Below are 20,868 nucleotides of genomic sequence, written 5' to 3'. Positions count from 1 at the left end.
GCCTGTTCCTGACCTGCTGCCAGCAGGTCGATGTGAGGATATGCGGGCGCGGGCTGAAACCTGCGCCCGTTTTTCACGCTTAGCGGAGAGAAAGAGTGAAGATAGCGTTGATTGTGCTGGCTGCCGGGCTGAGTCGCCGTTTTCGCCAGCAGGCGGGTGAGCATAAGCTGCTGGCCGATCTGGATGGCAAACCGGTGCTGCAACGCACGCTGGAGCAGGCCGCTGCCAGTGGTCTTGACCTGTTTGTGGTCACGCGCCCGGACGCCTCTGCGCTTAAGGCGCTCTGCTCGCAGGCTACCCTGGTGCTGTGTGACAGCGGCGGGCTGGGCGAATCGATCGCCGCAGGAGTCAAAGCCAGCCGTGACTATGACGGCTGGCTGATTGCGCTGGGCGATATGCCGTTTGTCACGCCTGAAAGTTACCGAGCCGTCAGCGCTGCGCTGGCGGACACGCCGATCGTCAGGCCGTGGATTGACGGCAGGCCGGGCCATCCGGTTGGCTTTCAGCACCCCTGCTATCCGATGCTGAGCACGCTACAGGGCGATGCCGGGCCGCAGGCGGCGGTGAAGTCACTCGCCGTCCGGCTGCCGCTTCAGGATCGCGGCTGTTTGTGTGATATCGATCTCCCTGCTGATCTGCAGTTAATAAAGGAATTTTCATGATTACGCTGGATCAACGTGTGATTAATGCGGCACTGAGCAGCTGCCAGGCGGGTCAGCAGGTCTGGCTCTGCACGGTGCTGCGCACCTATGGATCTTCGCCGCGCGCGCCTGGCACCCTGATGACGGTCAACGAAACGGGTGCTTACTGCGGATCGCTGTCGGGCGGCTGCATTGAAGAGGACTTTCTGGCGCAACTGGCGGCAGGAGCCTATCGCGCCAGCAGTCAGCGGGTGCGGTACGGTGAAGGCGGAATGCGTCCTGACGTCAGCCTGCCGTGCGGCGGCAGCCTGGAGATCGTCATTGAGTTTCTGCCGCCCGATGATGCCACGCTGGCGCTGCTGACGGCCATGCAGCGCGCGCTGAGCGGACAGCAGCCGATGGTGAAAATGATACGACCCGGCGAACGTGCGCAGTGGGAAGTGCTCGCCCCGGACAGGGTGTTGCCTGCGCTGGATGCCAGTGAACAGCAGATGTTACTGCCGGTTGGTGCGATACCGGAACTGCTGATCGCGGGCTACTCGACTGTGGCATATGAGTGCATCCGGCTCGGGCAGATGCTGGGATTTCACGTGCGGGTCTGTGAGCACCGACCGGAGATGCTGACGGAGCTGGAGAGCCACTTCAGCGCTGCGGACAACGTGACGCTGGTGTCACAGCATCCGGCGCGCTGGCTGGAGCTGAACGGCGCGCATGCAGCGGTGGCGATTGTGGCACTGACCCACGATCCCCGCATTGATGACCTGACGATGATGGAGGCGATCGCGACACCCGCGTTCTATATCGGCATCATGGGCTCGGCGAAAAATAGCGAGAAACGACGGGCGCGACTACAACAGATCGCCGGCATGGATCGTGCCGAACTGGACCGCATCCATGCGCCCATCGGCCTGCCTATCGGCAGCAAAACCCCGGCGGAGATTGCGCTGTCGGTGATGGCCGATATCGTCCGGGTGAAAAATCGCGGGCTGTCAGCCGCCTGAGTCCGGCGTCGCCTCCGGTGCGAGCCGGTAGAGGTAGCTGCCCGAATAGGGGATCGGCAGGAAATCATGGAACAGCTGCCGCAATGTCTGTTCAGGATCGACATCGCGGAACAGTTGCGGATAGAGCGTGGTGGCGAAGAATTCTGTCGCTACCACGTGCCACGGACTGAGGTAAAAGTTGTGCCAGATTGCCCCGGCATGACCGTCCCGCAATGCCGTCAGCTGCTTCAGCGCATTCTGCTGACCGGTCAGCGCCAGCAGGCTCTGCCGGGTCTGCGCTGTTGTGACGGCGGGGCCGAGTTTTAAGGCTCCCGCTTCATCGGCGCTGCCGGTGCCGGTGGCGAAGTAAAAGTCGGGCTGTGCCGCAATCACACTCTCCTCACTCAGCCGTCCGAACACGCCTTTGATCTGCTGACTGGCAATGTTGTCGCCCCCGGCAAAGCGCAGCAGCTCACCCAGGTTGCCATTCACCGACGTCACGCAGCATTCACTGCGCCGCCCGAGATGCAGCTGCAAAAGAACTTTAGGTTTAGCACCGTGATAGCCCGCCAGTCGGCTCTCAATGCGCTGCATGTGGCTGCGGTAAAAGCGATTGAAGTCAGCAGCCCGCTGGGGCTGATTCAGCACCTCGCCCAGCAGGGTCATGCTGCGCTCGGTATTTTTCAGCAGCTCAACCCGCAGATCGATCTTCACCACCGGGATATGCGCCGCGCTGAGCATCTTCTCCAGCACTGCTCCGCTTTCACTGCCGCGCGCCAGCTGCGGCAGGATCACCAGGTCCGGTTTCAGTGCGATCACCTGTTCGGGATTCATGTCATTGACGCCATCCAGACCCAGTACCGGAATGTCCTCCATCTGCGGAAACTTACTGGCAAAAATCTGCCAGGTCTGGGGATCATACTTTTTCAGATCCTGTGGCCAGCCAGCGATATGCTGCAGCGGATTGCCGGGTGTCAGCAGCGCGACGCTGTAGAGCATCCGGCTTTCACCCAGCACAATACGCTGCGGATGGTCGGGTATCTCTACCTTACGGCCGGTGATGTCGGTCAGCGTGCGGGCGTGTGCGCCAGCGCTGACCAGTATCACGCTCAGCATTAATAACGCACAGCGCAGCGATTTAAAATTCAACACGGGCCTGTACCATCAGGTTGCGGGTTTCACCTTCACGGACGCGCAGGTTGCCGCCGCTTGAACTGTAATAGTGCTGGTTAAACAGGTTATTGATGTTCAGACGCAGCTGCGTTTTTTCACCGAACAGGCGGTTGTTCCATGCCACAAAACTGTCTGCCACCACATAGTCGGGCAGGGTGAAACTGTTATCGGGATCGCCCGCACGGCTGCCGACATAGCGTGCGCCTCCGCCGAGCCGGAACGAGCCGGGCAGGCTGCTGATCTGCATCTCATGGCTGAGATAGAGCGCACCGGCATGACGCGGCGCATTCTGCAGACGATTACCATTGTTATCCGGATTAACCCGGTCATTTACGATCTCTGCCTGATCATAGCTGTAGTTCGCACTCAAATCCCAGCCGGGTGAAATTTCGCCGTTCAGCTCAAACTCAGCGCCGGTCGATCGGGCTTTATCAATGGCCCGCGTGCTGCCATTAATATTCAGCGACATCGCTTTTTCGTCTATCCGATAGAGCGCGACGGTGGCGAACAGTTTCGGCGAGAGTTGCCATTTACTGCCAACTTCCCAGCTGGTGCCCTGTTCCGGTTTGCCGACATTGCCATCATCATCCACGTCGGTTGACGGGGTGAACGACTTACTGACGCTGGTGTAGAAAGAGAGATCAGGTGTGAATTTGTAGATCACCCCCGCCTGCGGCAGAAACTTATTACCCTCATCATTCAGGGTTTCCACCTGCGGATTAAAGCCGCGCGAGGCGCGCTGTTCATAATGCTGATAACGACCGCCCAGCACCACAATCCAGTCGGGTGACACAGAAATACTGTCTTTGGCGTAGAGCGATCGGCTATGAATGCGGTTCAGGTTATTGGCTGCTGCGCTATTTTCCGTGCTGGCGTCCGTGACCGGTGACAGCAGGTCATATTCAGGCGTGTAATAGTTGAACTGGCGGTTGACCTTGCCCTGATACTGATGGGCGCGATAAGTCTGGTTCATCTCATAGTCGGTGCCCACCACCAGCGCGTGCTGCATACCCAGAATTTCGGGATTACCCAGCAGATCCCAGCTCAGATATTTGGTTTTGTGGTTAAACCCGCGATTGGCATCGGCGCGACGTGTGACCACGCCGCTGCTGGCGTTCACCGCCGTCACGCGCACTTCATTGTTGTCATAGCGCCGCTGGTTCCAGCCCAGGGTTAACCGGGTGCGCCACTCATCATTAAACTGCCAGTCATAGTGGGCATTCAGGGTTTTGTTATGGCCCCAGGCGTGATTGGCTTTGTCATCCAGCCGATCTTTATAACCGATGTCGATTGGCTTGCCGTCAATGAAGGCCGTGCCGCGATCGTAGGGAATGTCATAGCGGTAATCGGCATAGCTGATCAGAAAACTTGCCTGCTCGCCATACCATTGCAGAGAGGGTGCCAGCAGTGTGTGCTCTTCACTGCCAAAGTTGCGCCAGTAATCCTGATTTTGCTTTTCGGCGATCAGGCGGAAGGCGAAGCCGTTGCCCAGCGGACCGGTGACATCCAGGGTGCCCGCACCGCCACCTTCACTGGCGTAACGTCCGCTGACGCTGGAGTGCCAGCTGTATTGCGGCTTTTTGCTGACTACATTGATAATGCCGCCCGGATTCTGAATGCCATACAGCAGCGAGGAGGAGCCTTTCAGCACCTCAACCCGCTCGGTCGTGGCATCGAAATTCAATCCCTGACTGCTGCGGATGCCATCCCGGTAGATGGAGCCATCGGCGTTGCTGCCAAATCCGCGTCGTACAAAGCCATCTTCGGTGCCAGCCAGCGTGTTCGCTTCGGTCACACCGCTGACGAAGCGCATCGCATCCGCCAGTGAGCTTGCCTGGTAATCGTCCAGTTGCTGCTGCGTGACCACGCTGACCGACTGCGCCTCATCGATCCGCGCGGTCGGCATTTTACTGGCGACGCTACTCTGAGTGGCGCTGTAATTTCCCTCTGAACTGGCATCCGCGGTCACGGTCATATCCGGGGCGCTGTCGGTTGCTGCATTGACCTGTGGCAGCATAATGCTGCTGCAGATCGCCACGACCAGAGCGGGGTGCCGGGCCGGATATCGTGAGTCTTTGTTTATCATTTTTCTTTTGGTGTCTGTAACTGGCAGTTTCTGAAGCAAATACGCCCTGCATGACGGTCTGTCACTCAGGGCTTCCCTGGAGGTGGTCTGCAATATGCAGCGCTTTAAGCAGAGGAGAATCGCATCAGGGGTCAGACATCATTTCGTCTCCCGGACGACAATACTTCTCATCTGTAATTGAGAATCATTCAAACATCCGATATTGTAGTAGTAAACATAATTTGAATAGAATTGACTACATTTTTTCCGTGTCGTTTATCGCTGCAAAAATGTTGGCTGGCAGTTTTATTTAATTGAAAATAATGAATATATTTTCATGGGGAGGTGAGGTTTTTGGTTAAATCCACATCTTCTTCAGGTGAAATATAAAACAGCATGACGTTTTTACTACATCTCCTGGCCCTTAAACTCTCCATTTAGCCAGACTAGCAATGAGTCTTTCACACATTTAACCCTAGTTGCAGGTGCAGCATGAAACAGAGCAGGCCCGTTAAAAACAGAGTGGATGTGGTGGCAGAACGTCTTCGCGCCCGTGAAAAGCAGCTTTCACCCCGCCTGCTGGCGGTGGCGCGCTATATCGATCAACAGCGGGAAACGGTGCTGGAGAGCACCGCGATGGAGATCGCTGTGGCGAATCACACCTCTGATGCCACTGTAATCCGCGCGATTCAGGCGCTGGGCTTTAGCGGGCTGCGCGACCTCAAACAGACATTAAAGGCCTGGTTTGGTCCTTCGCTGACCTCTGAAGATAAGATGATTACCACCGTCAGTGAGGTGACCAGTGATGTGAACAGCGCCATCGACTTTGTGCTGGAGGGCCACCGTCACGCCTGTGAGGTGCTGTCGCAGCCGCAGAATCGGGTGGCGGTAGCGGATAGCGTGGCGCTGCTGGGCGAAGCGCGGCAGGTCGCTATTTTTGGCATCAACGCCTCAGGTATTCTGGCGGACTACAGCGTGCGGCTGCTCAACCGTATCGGTCTGCCCGCCTTTTCCCTTAACCGTGCAGGAATTGCGCTGGCAGAGCAGATGCTGGCGCTACAGCGTGGCGACGTGCTGATCATGATGGCGCAACAGTCGGCGCACCGGGAAGGGACAACCGTGGTACGTGAAGCGAAGCGGCTGGATATTCCGATTATTCTGCTGACCAACGCCACCGACTCCTTTTTCGCCCGCGAGGCGGATGTCGTAATCAATGTGCCGCGCGGCGGCGAGAAGGGACGCATTCCCCTGCACGGCACGATTATGGTCTGTCTGGAGATGCTGATCCTGTCGGTTGCCTCAACGCTGCCACAGCGTACCGTTAAGACGATGAAACGGTTACAGGATCTTAATCGCGGGCTGAAGCCCGCCAGCAAAAAGTAGCCCGTGTAACGACGCCGTGGTGGGTTCCCGGTATTTCACCTGAACCAGCACGGCTGATCTTTAAGTCAAATTTCTCCGCTTTGCGAGCGCGATCCCGTATTTTCTGCCACCCCTTTCCTCAGCCGTCTACGCTTACAGCTTGCTGCGCCAGCCGGTGCGGTTCTTACTCATACTGACTTTCATTTGATTTGTGCGGAGCTGCTGATGAAACCCCTTCACGCGCAATACCTTTTCTGCTGTGCCACCCTGAGCCTGCTGTCGCCGCTGCCTGCGATGGCCTGGAGCGACCTCACCGTCTTTGGCGATAGCCTGAGTGATGGCGGGAACGTCGGGCGCTTTACCTATGATGGCGCGACCCATCCGCTCTATGACGAGATCGTAGCGCAGTCGCTGGGTGATAACCTGCGCCCTTCATCGCAGGGCGGAAGCAACTATGCCGAAGGTGGCGCAGTTGCGGTACCTGCAATTAATCCCCTGTTTAACACTCAGGATCAGCTTGATAACTACCTTGCGGCGCGAGGCGGACGAGCTGATTCGGACGGTCTCTATATTCACTGGATTGGCGGCAATGATTTAGCGGCGGCGGCTCTTGCCCCTCTCGCTGCCCGGCAGATAGTGGATAACAGCGCCAGTGCAGCGGCCTCACAGGTCAGCCGGTTGCTGGATGCCGGAGCCGGAACGGTGATTGTTCCGACGGTACCTAATGTAGGGGCAACGCCCGCCCTGCTGCAGGCGATTCTGCAGGTGCCTGGTCCAGCGGCACAACCTGCCACGGCGGCGCTGTTTCAGTCGCTGAGCACCACCACTACGCCTGACCGTGCCGCAAGAGAGCAGGCGATTGAAACCGCGCTTGGCGAGGCGGCCGGACAAATCTCTTCAATTCCGCTGATCCGGGATGCCATTGCACAGCAGCTGATTGCCGCCTGGCAGTTACTGAGTCAGGAGGCGGCGACACTCACCGACCGTTACAACCAGGCTGAAGAGCAGGGGCTGGTGACCGCACGCGGGAACATCGCGCGAGTGGATATCAATGGCCTGTTTAATGAGGTGATCGATAATCCGGGCCTGTATGGACTCACGAATACGGCCGGAATGGCCTGTCCGCCAGGTGTCTCGGCGATGGACTGCACCTCCTCGACGACAGGATTTTCGCAGTCACAGCAGTATCTGTTTGCAGACAGACTGCATCCCAGCCCGGCGGTCCATGCGCTGATCGCCGATTACATTCAGTCGGTGCTGAATGCGCCGCTGCAGGTAGCTGCGCTGAGTCGGGCGCCGTCGATGCTGGTGGGCGATGCGCATAATACGCTGGATGGACATCTGCAGCAGCAGCGTCAGCAGTCCGCTAACGCCGGGGAATTTACGGTTTTCGGCGGTTATGCCGGGCAGCAGCGTGATTTCCGCGGCGACAGCCTGCAGGATGGCGATGCGACCAGCGCCAGTGGTACCGTGGGTGTGGGCTATCAGCTGACCGATCACTGGCAGGCCGGTGCCATGCTCTCTACGACCTCGCAACGTCAGGATCCCTCGTCGCGCTTTGATTACCGTTTACGCGGCAATCTGGTGGCGCTCTGGAGTCAGTTGAATTATCTCGATCGGGGATGGATTAATGCGGACGCCCATTATGCGGATCTCGACTTTGATGATATTGAGCGTCAGATCAGGCTGGGACCGGCGACCCGCACGGAAAAGGGCAACAGCAATGGTAAGGTGCTGGGAATGCGGCTGCAGACCGGCTGGGATTTGCCGCTGGGTAGCTATGTTTCTACTGGCCCAGTGGCCAGCTATGCGCTCGACTACACCCAGGTCGATGGCTATAAAGAGGAAGGCAACAGCAGCACCTCAATGCGCTTTGGCGACCAGACGCTGCACTCTCAAATCGGCGCAGTGGGCTGGCGTATCGACAGCAAAGATTTGCTGATCAATCCCTGGGCGCAGGTCAGCTACAATCACCAGTTTGGTGACAGCGATTCGGCGGTGACCGCCGGACTGAAATCGACCCGCACCGCCTTTACCCGTAGCAGCGATTCCAGTGATGATAACTGGATCGATATGGCGGTGGGTGCGAGCGTGCCGCTTGGCACCTCGGTGAATGCCTTTGCGGGCGTCTCGGCGGTCACAGGCAACAGCGACATGCATCAGGTGACATGGAACGTCGGGCTTAACGCCCGCTTTTAACGGATCTGCTTTGCGGAGTGAAAAGCCCTGCAGACGTTGTCCGTCGCTCTCATAATGATAGCGGCGGGCGACGTTGCAGCAGATCTGAGCGTTCATCACACCCCGGATGCAGTCGGGTATAACTCTCTTCTGTGGCGTACCTTTTTCACGCTTCGATCAAAGCCTGCGCCTCCAGTTCGCGGACCCGCGGTATCACTTCGCGGCCAAAGAATTCGACCTCTTCATGAAAGTGCAGAAATGCCAGCAGCAGCAGATCCACACCGGCCTGCTTCAGTTCGATAATGCGTTCAGCAATCTGCTGCGGTGTGCCAATCAGATTGGTTTTAAAGCCGTCGTTGTACTGCACCAGATCCTCAAACGACGATTTCGCCCAGTTCCCCTCTCCTTCGGGTGAGGCACTGCCAGCATTTTTGACCTCATGCTGAAAGCCTTTTACCGCATCCGGGTTGGCTTTGCTGATGATCTCATGAAGCACCGCCTGCGCCTGCTGTTCGCTCTCGCGGGCAATCACAAAACCGTTCAGCCCGATTCTGACCTGATGCTGATTACGTCCGGCTTTTTCACGGATATCCGCGACCTGCAGACGGACACCGTCCGGGGTATTACCGTTGGTAAAATACCAGTCTGACACCCTGGCGGCCATGTCGCGCGCCGCGCGTGAACTGCCACCCTGGAAAATTTCCGGGAGCGGTGACAACGGCTTGGGTTTCATCACGTAATCGCGGAAGCGATAAAAATCGCCGGCAAAGCTAAAACTCTCTTCACGCCAGATGCCGCGCAGGCAGCGAATAAACTCTTCTGAACGCAGATAGCGCTCTTCATGATCGAGCCAGGGTTCACCAATTGCCTTGAACTCGCCCCGGAACCAGCCGCTGACAATATTAACGGCGATGCGTGGACCATAAAGATGGCTGATAGTGGCAATCTGCTTTGCCGCCAATACCGGATTCCACGGGCCGGGAAGCAGAGCGGCAATCACTTTTAATTTCGAGGTGTGACTAAGTAAATCCTGCGAGAATGTGACCGATTCATGCTGATTATCTGCGCCATATCCTGCAGTAAAGCGAATCTGCGTCAGCGCGTAATCAAAACCCGCCTGTTCAGCGATCTGCGCCAGTTTGCGGTTGTATTCGGCATCCCAGCGGGTACGCTGCTCTATCTGACTGATCACCAGTCCGCCCGAGACATTCGGCACCCAGTAGGCGAACTGTAAAGGTTGGTTCAGTGACATGGTTTTCTCCTGGCATATAGCTGGATTAATGGAAAAGTTAAATCTTCCAAACTTTCAGATATAAAAGAAAAGACCAAGCAGTAACCATGCCAGAGATTAAATAATTGAAGTTAAAGGATTAAAATCCAGTTTTGCATAAGCGAGCTGTTGCAAATGCAGCAACACAGAAACAGCCCGGTTGCTAATGCAGCAGCGCTTCATCACGGCGCGTAACTGCGGCGAGGCCAGGGACATCTGAACCCGGCGGTATTCGCAGATAGCCGCAAAGCGATGTGATAACGTAGCGGTTCTGTTGCAGAGCCGGAGGGCACTATGATTGTCAGACAGGCATCGCCCGAAGAGGCGCACCATTTATGGAACATCAGAAATCTGGCCATCCGTCATGGCTGCCAGCATGCTTATCCACCCGACGTGCTCGCCGCCCGGACGCCGGACCGCATGCCCGCCAGCTTTCCTGCAATGATCCGCATGAATCCCTTCTTCGTGATTGATGGCCCGGACGGCGTGCCGGTTGCTATGGGATCGCTGGACCTTGCCGCCGCCAGCGTGGAAGCCATTTTTACCCTGCCCGGATTTACCGGACAGGGAATGGCTGGGCTGATCATCGACACCATCAAAGCGGAGGCGCTGCAGCGTGGCTACCACCGGTTGACGCTCGCGTCGACGCCGAACGCCGTGGGCTTTTACCAGCAGCATGGCTTCCGGCCGCTGGGCGAAAGTTTCTATCCGTCAAAGCTGGCGGGCAGCGATTTGCGCTGTACTGAGATGGCGATTGATCTGTGAATGCCCGCTGCAGTCAGGCTGGCGAAGCAGGGCAAAAGTTTCCGGTGCAAAGACTTCGCAAGCCCCCGCTGGTAAGGTATAGTCCGCGTTTTTTGGAGGAATCATGCTGACTGACTCATCAACTCGTCTTAATAAATACATCAGCGAGAGCGGCATCTGCTCCCGTCGTGACGCCGATCGTTACATCGAGCAGGGCAACGTTTTCATTAACGGCAAACGCGCCACTGTAGGCGCGCAGGTATTTGCAGGCGATGTGGTGAAGGTCAATGGTCAGCTTATCGAGCCGCGCGATGAAGACGATCTGGTGCTGATTGCCCTGAATAAGCCGGTGGGGATTATCACCACCATGGAAGAGGGCGAGCGCGATAACATCAGCGATTTCGTCAATCACAGCAAGCGCGTCTTCCCGATTGGCCGACTCGACAAAGATTCTCAGGGCCTGATTTTCCTTACCAACCACGGTGATCTGGTCAACAAGATCCTGCGGGCCGGTAACAACCACGAAAAAGAGTATGTCGTTACGGTCGACAAGCCGATCACCGATGAGTTTATTGCCGGAATGAGCGCAGGTGTGCCGATGCTGGGCACTGTGACCAAAAAGTGCAAAGTGAAGAAAGAAGCGCCGTTTGTCTTCCGCATCACGCTGGTCCAGGGGCTGAATCGCCAGATCCGCCGTATGTGTAAGCATTTTGGCTTTGAAGTGACGAAGCTTGAGCGCACCCGCATCATGAACGTCAATCTCAAGGGATTGCCGCTGGGGGAGTGGCGCGATCTCACTGACGACGAACTCGTTGAGCTGTTTAAACTGCTGGAGAACTCCTCTTCAGAAGATAAACCAGCGAAGAAAGCTAAAGCTCCGGCGAAACCGGCCGCCGCTAAAAAACCGCAGAAGAGTGCGGCGAAACCCGCTGAAAAAGCGGATGCTAACGGTGCCTCACGCAAGCGCTTTGTCCAGCCGGGACGTAAGAAGAAAGGGCGCTAATGCTGGCCCGATGCAGAGAGCGGCTTTCCTGCTCTCTGCATCGGTAATCAGCGGATCATCACGGAATGATCCGGGCCGCCCGGAAGCGGGCAAACAGATCGCAGAACATCTTATCCGTTGCGCGATAACCGTGGAATCCCGCCCGCCGCAGCTTGCTGCCGTCGCCAAACATGTCGTAATCCCAGCCAAAAACAAAATCAGCGAAGACACCATCACTGAGCGCCAGAATATCGGGCTGGAGCAGCGCGTCGGCAGCGGCGATTTCCCGCCACAGCGCACGATAATCCTGAAATAGTTGCCGGAACGACAGCGAAACCGGCGGCGCGATCTCCAGTTCAAACCACGCTGCAATGACCGGCCATAGCTCACTCCAGCGCCAGAGATCGCCATTATTGATATTAAAGGCCTGATTGCGTGCGTCTGGAGTACGCGCGGCCCAGATCGTCGCGTCGGCCAGCAGAGTGGCATCGGTAAAATCGACCATACTGTGCCAGGTTTCCGGCGAACCGGGAAAGCGTAAGGGCAGCCGCGCCGCGCGACAGATTGAAGCGTACAGCGCCAGGCTCAGCGCCAGGTTCATGCTGTTGCCCGGCCTGTCACTGCCGACCACACCGGGCCGCAGCGCACTCCAGTGCCAGGCTTTACCTTGCTGTTGTGCGGTCAGCCAGTTCAGCTGCGCGGCGTTAAACTCAGCACCCGGTACACCAGGATCGCTTTCCCGCGCCGGCGTTTTAAAGCGTCCGAGATGGGCACCATACACCTTGTATCCCTGCATCAGGCTGACATGCTCAAGTGGGGCGACATCCTCCATGGTCTGAACCAGATTTTGCAGCATGGCAAGATTTGGCCCGACCATCGTTCCCCAGTCAGAAGCGTTCAGCCAGGCGCTGTAAAAGATATGCTTGACGTCGGTGAGTGATGCCAGCCGTTGCTGGCACTGCTGGCTATCGCGCAGATCAACCGCAATCACCTCTGTGCCGCTGACTGCAGAGTCTGACCGATGCGTCAGTGCTTTGACCTGCCAGTGGTCTGCTACCAGCGCCTGACTCAGTTGCTGACCGACAATCCCGCTGGCACCCGCCACCAGCGCAACCTTCTTATCCTGCGTCGTTTTCATGATCATTGCCCTGTTAAGAGAGAAGCTGCATTCTCACCTGCGTTTATTTCTGATTAAATCCCCTGAACCGGATGTCACTTATCAGGAAAATCAATAAATGCAGAACAAACTGAATGCGATTCAGACCTTCATCCGGGTGGCGGAAGCGGGATCTTTTTCGGCGGCGGCCCGGCAAAACGGCATGAAGCAGTCGGCGGTAAGCCAGCAGATTGCCGCGCTTGAAGAGGCGCTGGGGGTTGTGTTGCTGCACCGCACCACCCGCAAAATGGCGCTGACGGAGCAGGGTCAGCATTATCTGCAGCAGGTCAGGCAGCTGCTCAGCGCGATGGAAGAGCTGGAGCAGCAACTACGGCCTGAGTCGCAGCCTCTTCACGGCAAACTCTATATGCAACTACCGAGCGGCATCGGGCAGCGGCTTATGCCGTATCTGATTGCATTCCAGCAGGCGCATCCCGCACTGCGTCTGAATATTGCGCTGGAGGATCGCCTGTCGGATCTCATTGGTGAAGGCGTTGATGTGGCAATCCGCCTCAGCGAATCGCCGCCCGCCACACTGGCTGCCCGTTCACTCACCACGGTTGAAACCGTGCTGGTGGCTTCCCCTGAGTGGATAGCGCGAAACGGCACGCCGCAAACTCCCAGTGACCTGCAGCACCATCCCCACATACGTTTTAGCGGCGTATCGCCCGATGCGCCGCTGCAGCTGGTGTCCGCGACCACGAGGGTGTCTGTGCCGGTGGAAAGTGCATTTCGTTCTAACAACAGTGATGCAATGATGCAGGCCCTTGAAGCGGGGCTGGGGATCGGTGGGTTACAAACACTTATCGGCGCAGACGCGCTGGCATCCGGCCGACTGGTGCGGGTTTTACCGGACTGGCGGCTTCCCGACCGCTATCTTTATGCAGTTTTCCCCGATGCCCGCTTTATCCCGAATAAAGTGCGGAAGCTGGTCACGTTGTTAACTCAGGAGCTGGTGCGGCTGCAGGGAACAGGGCAGGGCGAGACCTAACGCCCAGGCAGTTTTACTGATCCGCATGGTGCAGCAGAACCCAGAAACGCTGAAGACGCTCGCGAAGCTCTGACAGGGCAGCCCGTAAGGCTGGCATCCTGTTTCATTATCGATGCCTCCGCTTTCCCCTCTCTGACGAATTTAAAACGCTAACCCCTCTCCCCAATCCGATAGTCCGTTTCATGCCTCCGGCCAGATTTTAATGGGGGTCACATTCAGACCAACGACACTTTTCACCCTGATCAGGGCGTGGCAGGATAAGCGCAATCTATCAAGGAGTGTGCCTGATGTTACTGAAAGGTATGAACGATCCGCTGCTGAAAGCGTATCAGCATCCCAAATCACGGATGATGATCAGTCGTTTCAGGGGGCTGGCGGGGGATCGAAGACTCAGTGACTGGCAGGCGTTCTGTATTCTGGTCACCGGCTTTACCAATTACTGGTATGTGCATGCAGGTCACTACACCATTAATGTCACACTGACTAAAACCCGCCAGTTCGACTTCCTGCAGGACTTTCTGCATTTCACGGTCACGCTGGATGGGTTAAATGGTGATGAACATTTTCATAGTCCGGACTTTGTGCTGCCCCATTACGATGTGCCCTACGAATTCTGCCGCTGGCGTAACAAGCGCGGCTATGATGCGTTAACTACCTATGTCAGCAAGCAGGGTGTGAAATCCCATAAAGGGATATTTGTCGCCTCAGAAGGGGCTTCCCCGGAAGAGCAGGTGATGAAATGGGAAGGTGTGGTCAACGTCTATGACAAAACCTTTTTTAGCGTGACTAACTTCAGCACCACCCAGGAATTTCTGATCAAAGACATCAGTAGATCCATACAGGAAGGATTACTGAAGCACCTGAGTTTTTACCGCGATCTGTTTCACTATATCTTCCCCTCACCGGCGGAGGCGCGGTTGCAGGCGCGCGATGACAGGCGCTATCTGGCTAAAAGATAGCGCCCGGGCATCTTCAGATCAGGTCAATGGGTTCAGCCGGGTCTGCTTAAACGTTGCAAACCCGGTAGTCAGCTGATCTCTCAGCGGGATTTACCACTTCATCTCGCCGGTATTGACTTTGGCGCTGAGTTCCAGTGAAGCCGGTTCTGCCAGTTTCGGCCAGGCGGCTTTCATGGCGGTAATCACCTGCGCTGAGGTTTTATGTTGCGCCAGCGCCGCCTCAAAACTCTTCAGATAATTCAGGGTGAAATCCACCGCCTGTGAACCGGCCGGCCGGGCACCGAGATAGTGACCCGGAATCACGTTCTTCACGTTCAGCGTCTGCATTTCGGTCAGGATATGACGCCATTCAGCGCGGCTCTGAACGGTCTGAGTGTCAGCTGTCCAGACATGAATGCCCGAGGAGAGGGCGGTACCGCCCAGAATGGTGCTCGCAGACGGGATCCAGATATAAGCGGCGTATTGCTCCGGATGACGCAGCTCCAGCACCTCGCCGTCGACGCTAAAGCGGGTCTGATGGGTCACTTCAGGCACAAACACCTTATCCGGCGCGCCCTGCTTCATCTGTGGACCCCAGTATTTCAGCTTGGCGTCATGCGTCTGCTGGATATGCTTCACCACCGCCGGCGCGGCAACCACCTTCACGTCCGGCCAGGCTTTAACAATTGGCTCCAGACCAAAGTAGAAATCGGGATCGCCAGAGGTAATCACAATCTCCTTTAGCGTTTTTCCGCTCTTTTTAATCATCTCTGCCAGTTTTTCACCGTCCTGGGTGCTGAACTGGGCATCAAACAGAATCGCTTCGGTTGGCCCACTAACCAGCGTTGAGGAGACGGCAAAGATGCCCTTTTCCTGCGGATTATAGGTTTGCAGTTGCAGGGTGGCCGCGCTGGCGGAGGCCGAGGCCAGCACCAGCATCACAGGTAACAGCATAGTTTTCATTGAGGATCCTCAGAGATAAATGCCCGACTCAGGCAGGCGTAACGGGTAATGTTCAGTATCAGTGGTGCTATTCTACGCATCTGGCTATCTGTTAGAATTCCCGCAATCAGAGATGCTGAGTTTCATAATCCGAACAGGTGGAGTGGATGGACAGAGTCACGGCGGCAGCCGTTTTCAACCGGATATGTGAACTGGGCAGCCTGAGTGCCGCCTCACGATCGCTGGGGATCTCCCGCCCGATGGTCAGCCGTTATCTGGAGGAGATGGAAAAGTGGGCGGGAACGCGTCTGCTGCATCGCTCTTCTCGCCAGCTGACCCTTACGCCTGCCGGTGAGGCGATCCTGCAAAAAACCCGTCAGCTGGCCCTGATCTCAGAGGCGATCCAGCAGGAAACTACCCAGGGCGTCCCGGCCGGAACGCTTCGCATCGCCTGCGCCCACTTTACGGCTCTTCATCTTGTCGGCCCGGTGATCCCCGATTTTCTGGCGCGTTATCCGGCACTGCGCATTGAGCTGGAAATTAACAATCAGCCAGTAAGCCTGATTGGTGAGCGCATCGATCTCGCTATCCGCATCACCGACTCGCCAGAGCCGGGGGCGATCGCGCGCCGTCTCGGCGAATGCCACTCGGTACTCTGCGCCTCACCTGAGTATCTTAAGGCGCGGGGTAACCCGGAAACCCCGGACGATCTGGCTCAGCATAACTGCCTCTACTACAGTCGCTTTGCCGGACAGAGCTGGCATTTTACGGCGGCTGGCGGGGAGAAAATCGCGGTTGCCGTCAGAGGAAATTTCAGTGCGGGTATCTCTTCACTGTTGTGTGACGCGGCGATAGCGCATTGCGGGATAGCGATGGTGCCTGAGCAGGAGGCTCGCCACGCACTGGAAGCAGGGAAGCTGGTAAAATTACTGCCCGATTATGAGCCGCAACGTATTGGCATATGGGGGCTTTACCTGTCGCGTGAGCACCAGTCTGCCGCACTGCGGCTGATGCTGGATGAGCTGCAAAGCAGAATCCAGAGCCGGTGATGAGAGGGGAGAGTAACCGATCAAAATGGAACCTTACTATGAGTGATAATCAAACCCATTACTGGAACCCTATGGTGCCAGAACTGACCGTCACTGACTTTACTGCTTCGCTGCATTTTTACACCGTGGTGCTGGGTTTCAGTGTGAGAATACAGCGCCAGCAGCCTGATTTTGCTTACCTCTGCTATGGAGAGGTGCAATTGATGATTGAGCAGTTCCATCCGCAGGGCTGGAACATAGCCGATCTGCGCTGGCCGCTGGGGCGGGGTATTAATTTCCAGATTGAAATCGATGATGTTCAGGCTGTGCTGACGCGTTTGCAGCAGCATGCTGTTCCGCTCTATCGGCCGCTTCGGGACAACCACTATGACATCGGCGAGACCACCGCCTGTCAGCGGGAGTTTCTGGTGCAGGACCCCGATGGTTATCTGCTGCGTTTCAGCCAGTATCTGGAATAAGCTGAACGTGTTTTGGCAATATTAATCAGCAGGAGAATGGCTTGAGTAAAATAAACGTTCTCTTCGGATATTTTATATTGACTGTTCAATCATGATCAACGGAAGCCTTTAATAGCAGCGTAGTAAAGTCATCTAAAGCGCGAAGAGTTACCTGCTGTTTACCACCGTCACATTAATCATGACCTTTTCCACTAACGGAAGGCGCATTAATAGCGTGTTAACTATTGCAACGCGTCATTAAGCCACAGGCAGCCGTGATTTGCTGCTACAAGGCCATAATAAAAAATGAATGTAAGAAAGAAAATTTATCCAGCGATGGTCTACACTCTCGTTAGCTGGCTGGATTGGGATTATTCTTAACAAAAGTTTTTTAAGGGATTTCATTGGGCTAAGCGTTCGTACATTTACATTTATTCGTTCACTCAGCACTTAATCTTTGGGAATGTGAGCCGATAACAGGTGATACATACTCAGGAGGACGCACAATGAAATCTTTTTTATCTGTCTGCATTAGCACGTTGCTGATTGCCCTGGCCGGACCGGTTATTGCGGATTCAGATTCTGGCACTATAACCTTCAGCGGAGCCATTACTAATGGTTCATGTAATATGAATGTCGGACAAAATCCTGTCGTGTTTGACTGTTTTGATCCCGCCAGTGGTAAGGCTGTGGCCACTACTGCTGACCTGATGAATCGCGAATTGCTGACCAAATTACCCCTGGAATTAAAAATGCACTGGTTTAATCCTGAAAAGAGCAAAGGGATACTTTACGTTACCTATCTTTAATGCTTCTCTTGAGGTTTTATTCTGAACGACAGTGCAATGCCTTAGCAGCAACGGTGACATGGAACCTAAAGATATAAACCCATAGCCAATACAGGGTTTATCATTAAGTCACTAAGAGTCAGTGAAGTATCTTTTTTGTAATTTTTAAGTCAGCATCGGGGAATTCAGTTTACCGTATTCATCATCAGCAGATAATGTGTGCATCTTATTAATCCCTTGCATAATCGAGGGTTAATACGCGTTGCATCTGTTGATATGCAAAAAAACCCACCTTTACTGTCAAAGGTGGGTTTAATTTACAAAAAGCTTGCGTGAAGATCAGTAAGAGTCAGAAGAGCGCTGAGTAAAATATTTCGTGTTCTGACGCTTCTCCTTTTTACGACGCAGCACCAGGCTGGTGGTAATAATCAGTAGCGTCAAACCGCCGGTTGCCAGTAATTCAGCCTGATGTTTCGCATCAAACAACATGATTATCAGCACCGTGACGATAAACAGGATAGTGACCCACGTCAGGCCAGGAAATAACCACATCCGGTAACTCAGGACTTCACCCGCTTTCTCGCGCTTTTTACGCAGCACCAGGTGGGACGCAGCGATCACCAGATAGACCAGCAGTGCAATCGCTCCCGACGTGGCCAGTAAAAATTCAAACACCACGCTGGGCGCCAGATAATTGGCGATCACCGCCAGAAATGCAGCCGCGGTAGAGAGCAGCACAGCAATCCACGGCGTGCCGCTGCGATTGGTACGTGAGGCAGCCGACGGTGCATCTTTGCGGCGTGACAGAGAGTAGAGCATGCGCGAAGAGGTATAAAGTGCAGAGTTAAGACAACTGCACACCGCCATCAGCACCACCAGATCGACAATCAGTCGGGCGTGCGGGATGTTCATCGCCTGTAACACTGTCTGCCATGAACCCTGTTCGACCAGTCCTGGCGCATTCCACGGCACCAGCGCCACCACAAAGAAAATCGACAGCAGATAGAACAGCGCAATACGCCAGATAACGGAGTTAGTTGCCTGAGTAATCTGCTTGCCGGGATTCTTCGACTCTGCGGCGGCAATCGTGACAATTTCTGTGCCCATAAAAGAGAACATGGTGGTCAGGATGGCAGCCACCACCGCGCCGATACCATTTGGCATAAATCCGTGAGTGTCATAGAGATGCGACAGGCCGCTGGTATTGCTGTCAGGCAGCAGACCAAACACTGCCGCACCTGCCACGCCCAGGAACAGGATGATGGCCACGACCTTGACCAATGCAAACCAGAACTCAAACTCACCATAATTTTTCACGCTGAGCAGATTGGTAATGGTCAGCAACAGGGTGATAGCAAACGTGAACTGCCAGATGGCGACATCGGGGAACCAGGCATGAAGAATGGTTCCCGCTGCGTTGGCTTCCAGTGGGATCACCAGCACCCAGAACCACCAGTAGAGCCAGCCGATGGTAAATCCGGCCCAGCGTCCCAGCGCTTTATCGGCGTAGGTTGAGAACGAGCCTGAATCGGGTGAGGCGACGGCCATCTCTGCCAGCATCCGCATAATCAGGACCACCAGCGCACCGGCAGCGGCATAAGAGATCAGCACCGCGGGGCCCGCTTCAGAAATAGCATGGCCGGAGCCAACAAACAGCCCGGCGCCAATCACGCCCGCAATTGAGAGCATACGCACGTGGCGCGGTTTCAGGTTTTGAGCCAGCGAATCTGCATTCGCACTCTGAGTCATCGTCATGTAAACGTCTCCTGTCGACGTCCGGCCTGGATGGCCGGACGAACGGGGATGAACTTGCGTTAACGCGTCAGCGAAATCAGGCCGGGACGACGGGATGTCCGGCGGGTGCGACACAGTGATTGAGCACCGTGGAGAGAATGGTCAGCGCCTGGCTGAACTGCGCATCCGGAATGGTGAGCGGGTAGAGGAAGCGGATAACGTTGCCTTTGGCTCCGCAGGTCAGCAGCAGCAAGCCCTGTTCCATCGCCATCTTCTGAACCGCCTGCGCGGTGCTGGCCTGATAGAACTCCATCGCCACCATCGAACCCAGCGCACGCACTTCAGCAATGTCCGGATGTTTGCGTTGATGTTCCTGAAGTTCTGCTTCAAGCCGGGCACCGAGATCAACGGCGCGCTGGCAGAGCTGCTCCTCTTCTATTACATCCAGCACCGCATGGGCCGAGGCGATAGCCAGCGGGTTTCCGGCATAGGTTCCGCCCAGCCCACCTGGTGCAGGTGCATCCATCACCTCTGCACGACCAGCGACCGCGGAGAGCGGCATCCCGCCTGCCAGGCTTTTCGCCATGGTGATGATATCGGCCTTCACCGGGTAGTGTTCCATGGCAAACAGTTTGCCGGTACGGGCAAATCCACTCTGGACTTCATCCGCAATGAGCAGAATGCCGTGCCGGTCAGCCAGCTCCCGCAACTGCACCATAAACTCTGCGGGTGCCGCATGGAATCCACCTTCGCCCTGCACCGGCTCCAGCACGATTGCGGCGACGTCATGAGGCGCAATGTCCTGCGTAAAAATTTCTTCAAGGCTGGTCAGTGCCGCCTCGATGCTAATCCCCTGAACCGCACTGGGATAGCGTGCATGGAAGACTGACGGCGGCATCGGGCCGAAATCTCGCTTGTAAGGCGCCACTTTTCCGGTCATCGCCATGGTCATAAAGGTGCGGCCATGGAATGCGTTACCAAAGGTAATGATGCCGTGACGGCGGGTATAGGCACGCGCCACTTTTACGGCATTTTCTACCGCTTCCGCCCCGGTGGTGAAGAAGGCCGTTTTCGCCGCACCGGCGATGGGAACCCGCTGATTAATACGCTCGGCCAGTGCGATGTAGCTTTCGTAAGGGGTGATCTGGAAAGCCGTATGGGTAAACTTTGTTAATTGATCGGCAATCGCCTGTTCAATGCGTGGATGGCGGTGGCCGGTGTTCAGTACCGCGATGCCGCCCGCGAAGTCGATCCAGCTATTACCCTCCTGATCCCATAAGGTGGCGTTCTCTGCCCGGGCAACGTACCAGTCGCACAGCGTACCGATACCTTTGGGGAGAGCCTGTGCTTTGCGCTGCTGCAACAGGTTATTTTTTTCGCTCATTTATTCCACCTCGTTAATATGCGTGTTTACAATTCCCGACAAACACGTTTATTT

The 20,868-nt window shown here is 55.9% G+C and carries 18 protein-coding genes and 1 pseudogene; 12 read left to right on the top strand and 7 right to left on the bottom strand.

Annotation, left to right across the window (positions count from 1 at the left end):
• Positions 1 to 95 precede the first annotated feature (95 nt).
• Both NR201_RS06645 and NR201_RS06640 read left to right on the top strand, forming a co-directional pair.
• Positions 96 to 662: a nucleotidyltransferase family protein gene (locus tag NR201_RS06645; RefSeq protein ID WP_256849545.1), complete on the top strand. Its 567-nt coding sequence runs from the start codon at positions 96 to 98 to the stop codon at positions 660 to 662.
• Positions 659 to 1,642 (top strand): XdhC family protein, encoded by a 984-nt coding sequence (locus tag NR201_RS06640; protein WP_033760766.1) that lies wholly within the window; start codon positions 659 to 661, stop codon positions 1,640 to 1,642. The genes NR201_RS06645 and NR201_RS06640 overlap by 4 nt, the downstream gene beginning before the upstream one ends.
• Here NR201_RS06640 and NR201_RS06635 read toward each other — a convergent pair.
• Both NR201_RS06635 and NR201_RS06630 read right to left on the bottom strand, forming a co-directional pair.
• On the bottom strand, positions 1,631 to 2,737 hold the full coding sequence (locus tag NR201_RS06635) for an ABC transporter substrate-binding protein (RefSeq protein ID WP_256849661.1): 1,107 nt from the start codon (positions 2,735 to 2,737) through the stop codon (positions 1,631 to 1,633). The genes NR201_RS06640 and NR201_RS06635 overlap by 12 nt on opposite strands.
• 22 nt (positions 2,738 to 2,759) lie before the next feature.
• Complete coding sequence (locus NR201_RS06630; protein ID WP_167430110.1) at positions 2,760 to 4,880, bottom strand: TonB-dependent siderophore receptor; 2,121 nt, start codon at positions 4,878 to 4,880, stop codon at positions 2,760 to 2,762.
• Positions 4,881 to 5,351: 471 nt separating this feature from the next.
• Between NR201_RS06630 and NR201_RS06625 the strand changes: the two genes are divergently transcribed.
• Both NR201_RS06625 and NR201_RS06620 read left to right on the top strand, forming a co-directional pair.
• On the top strand, positions 5,352 to 6,242 hold the full coding sequence (locus NR201_RS06625) for a MurR/RpiR family transcriptional regulator (RefSeq protein WP_010670553.1): 891 nt from the start codon (positions 5,352 to 5,354) through the stop codon (positions 6,240 to 6,242).
• 204 nt (positions 6,243 to 6,446) lie between these two features.
• The gene (locus NR201_RS06620) at positions 6,447 to 8,420 is read left to right on the top strand and encodes an autotransporter outer membrane beta-barrel domain-containing protein (protein ID WP_256849544.1); all 1,974 of its coding nucleotides are present in this window, start codon (positions 6,447 to 6,449) and stop codon (positions 8,418 to 8,420) included.
• 145 nt (positions 8,421 to 8,565) lie between these two features.
• On the opposite strand, the gene sfnG is transcribed toward NR201_RS06620, so the two are convergent.
• Positions 8,566 to 9,651 carry a dimethylsulfone monooxygenase SfnG gene (sfnG, locus tag NR201_RS06615; protein ID WP_031594135.1) on the bottom strand — a complete coding sequence of 362 codons (1,086 nt, stop codon included), beginning with the start codon at positions 9,649 to 9,651 and terminating at the stop codon, positions 8,566 to 8,568.
• A gap of 312 nt (positions 9,652 to 9,963) precedes the next feature.
• Between sfnG and NR201_RS06610 the strand changes: the two genes are divergently transcribed.
• Complete coding sequence (locus tag NR201_RS06610; protein WP_256849543.1) at positions 9,964 to 10,434, top strand: GNAT family N-acetyltransferase; 471 nt, start codon at positions 9,964 to 9,966, stop codon at positions 10,432 to 10,434.
• Between the two features lie 103 nt (positions 10,435 to 10,537).
• On the top strand, positions 10,538 to 11,416 hold the full coding sequence (rluF, locus tag NR201_RS06605) for a 23S rRNA pseudouridine(2604) synthase RluF (protein WP_033768811.1): 879 nt from the start codon (positions 10,538 to 10,540) through the stop codon (positions 11,414 to 11,416).
• A 58-nt stretch (positions 11,417 to 11,474) separates the two neighbouring features.
• Here rluF and NR201_RS06600 read toward each other — a convergent pair whose 3' ends face one another.
• A complete protein-coding gene (locus NR201_RS06600; protein ID WP_256849542.1) occupies positions 11,475 to 12,533 on the bottom strand; it encodes an SDR family oxidoreductase in 1,059 nt (352 codons plus the stop codon).
• 97 nt (positions 12,534 to 12,630) lie between these two features.
• Between NR201_RS06600 and NR201_RS06595 the strand changes: the two genes are divergently transcribed.
• The 3 genes and pseudogenes from NR201_RS06595 (at position 12,631) to NR201_RS06585 (ending at position 14,501) form a co-directional block, all read left to right on the top strand.
• Positions 12,631 to 13,542, top strand: a complete 912-nt coding sequence (locus NR201_RS06595; protein WP_256849541.1) for a LysR family transcriptional regulator — start codon at positions 12,631 to 12,633, stop codon at positions 13,540 to 13,542.
• Positions 13,520 to 13,615, top strand: a pseudogene (locus NR201_RS06590) (transcriptional regulator); the annotation flags it as partial. The gene NR201_RS06595 and the pseudogene NR201_RS06590, both read left to right, overlap by 23 nt.
• A 214-nt stretch (positions 13,616 to 13,829) precedes the next feature.
• A complete protein-coding gene (locus NR201_RS06585) occupies positions 13,830 to 14,501 on the top strand; it encodes a hypothetical protein (protein WP_256849540.1) in 672 nt (223 codons plus the stop codon).
• Between the two features lie 90 nt (positions 14,502 to 14,591).
• On the opposite strand, the gene NR201_RS06580 is transcribed toward NR201_RS06585, so the two are convergent.
• Positions 14,592 to 15,443, bottom strand: a complete 852-nt coding sequence (locus tag NR201_RS06580) for a Vmh family MBL fold metallo-hydrolase (RefSeq protein WP_256849539.1) — start codon at positions 15,441 to 15,443, stop codon at positions 14,592 to 14,594.
• A gap of 146 nt (positions 15,444 to 15,589) precedes the next feature.
• Here NR201_RS06580 and NR201_RS06575 point away from each other — a divergent pair, with 146 nt between their 5' ends.
• From NR201_RS06575 to NR201_RS06565, 3 genes are all read left to right on the top strand, one after another.
• On the top strand, positions 15,590 to 16,471 hold the full coding sequence (locus NR201_RS06575) for a LysR family transcriptional regulator (RefSeq protein ID WP_022624525.1): 882 nt from the start codon (positions 15,590 to 15,592) through the stop codon (positions 16,469 to 16,471).
• A gap of 38 nt (positions 16,472 to 16,509) precedes the next feature.
• Entirely contained in the window at positions 16,510 to 16,929 is a 420-nt protein-coding gene (locus NR201_RS06570) for a VOC family protein (protein WP_256849538.1), read from the top strand.
• Between the two features lie 485 nt (positions 16,930 to 17,414).
• On the top strand, positions 17,415 to 17,717 hold the full coding sequence (locus tag NR201_RS06565) for a type 1 fimbrial protein (protein WP_172608613.1): 303 nt from the start codon (positions 17,415 to 17,417) through the stop codon (positions 17,715 to 17,717).
• Between the two features lie 318 nt (positions 17,718 to 18,035).
• Here NR201_RS06565 and gabP read toward each other — a convergent pair whose 3' ends face one another.
• Positions 18,036 to 19,451 (bottom strand): GABA permease, encoded by a 1,416-nt coding sequence (gene gabP / locus NR201_RS06560; RefSeq protein WP_256849537.1) that lies wholly within the window; start codon positions 19,449 to 19,451, stop codon positions 18,036 to 18,038.
• Between the two features lie 76 nt (positions 19,452 to 19,527).
• Entirely contained in the window at positions 19,528 to 20,814 is a 1,287-nt protein-coding gene (gene gabT / locus NR201_RS06555) for a 4-aminobutyrate--2-oxoglutarate transaminase (protein WP_256849536.1), read from the bottom strand.
• Between the last annotated feature and the right edge of the window lie 54 nt (positions 20,815 to 20,868).

The organism is Pantoea sp. Fr-CA_6, assembly GCF_024520895.1.
In the GTDB taxonomy this organism is placed as follows: Bacteria; Pseudomonadota; Gammaproteobacteria; order Enterobacterales; family Enterobacteriaceae; genus Pantoea; species Pantoea agglomerans.
The sequence above is the reverse complement of the archived record's forward strand: the minus strand, read 5'-3'. Positions and strand labels throughout refer to the sequence as shown.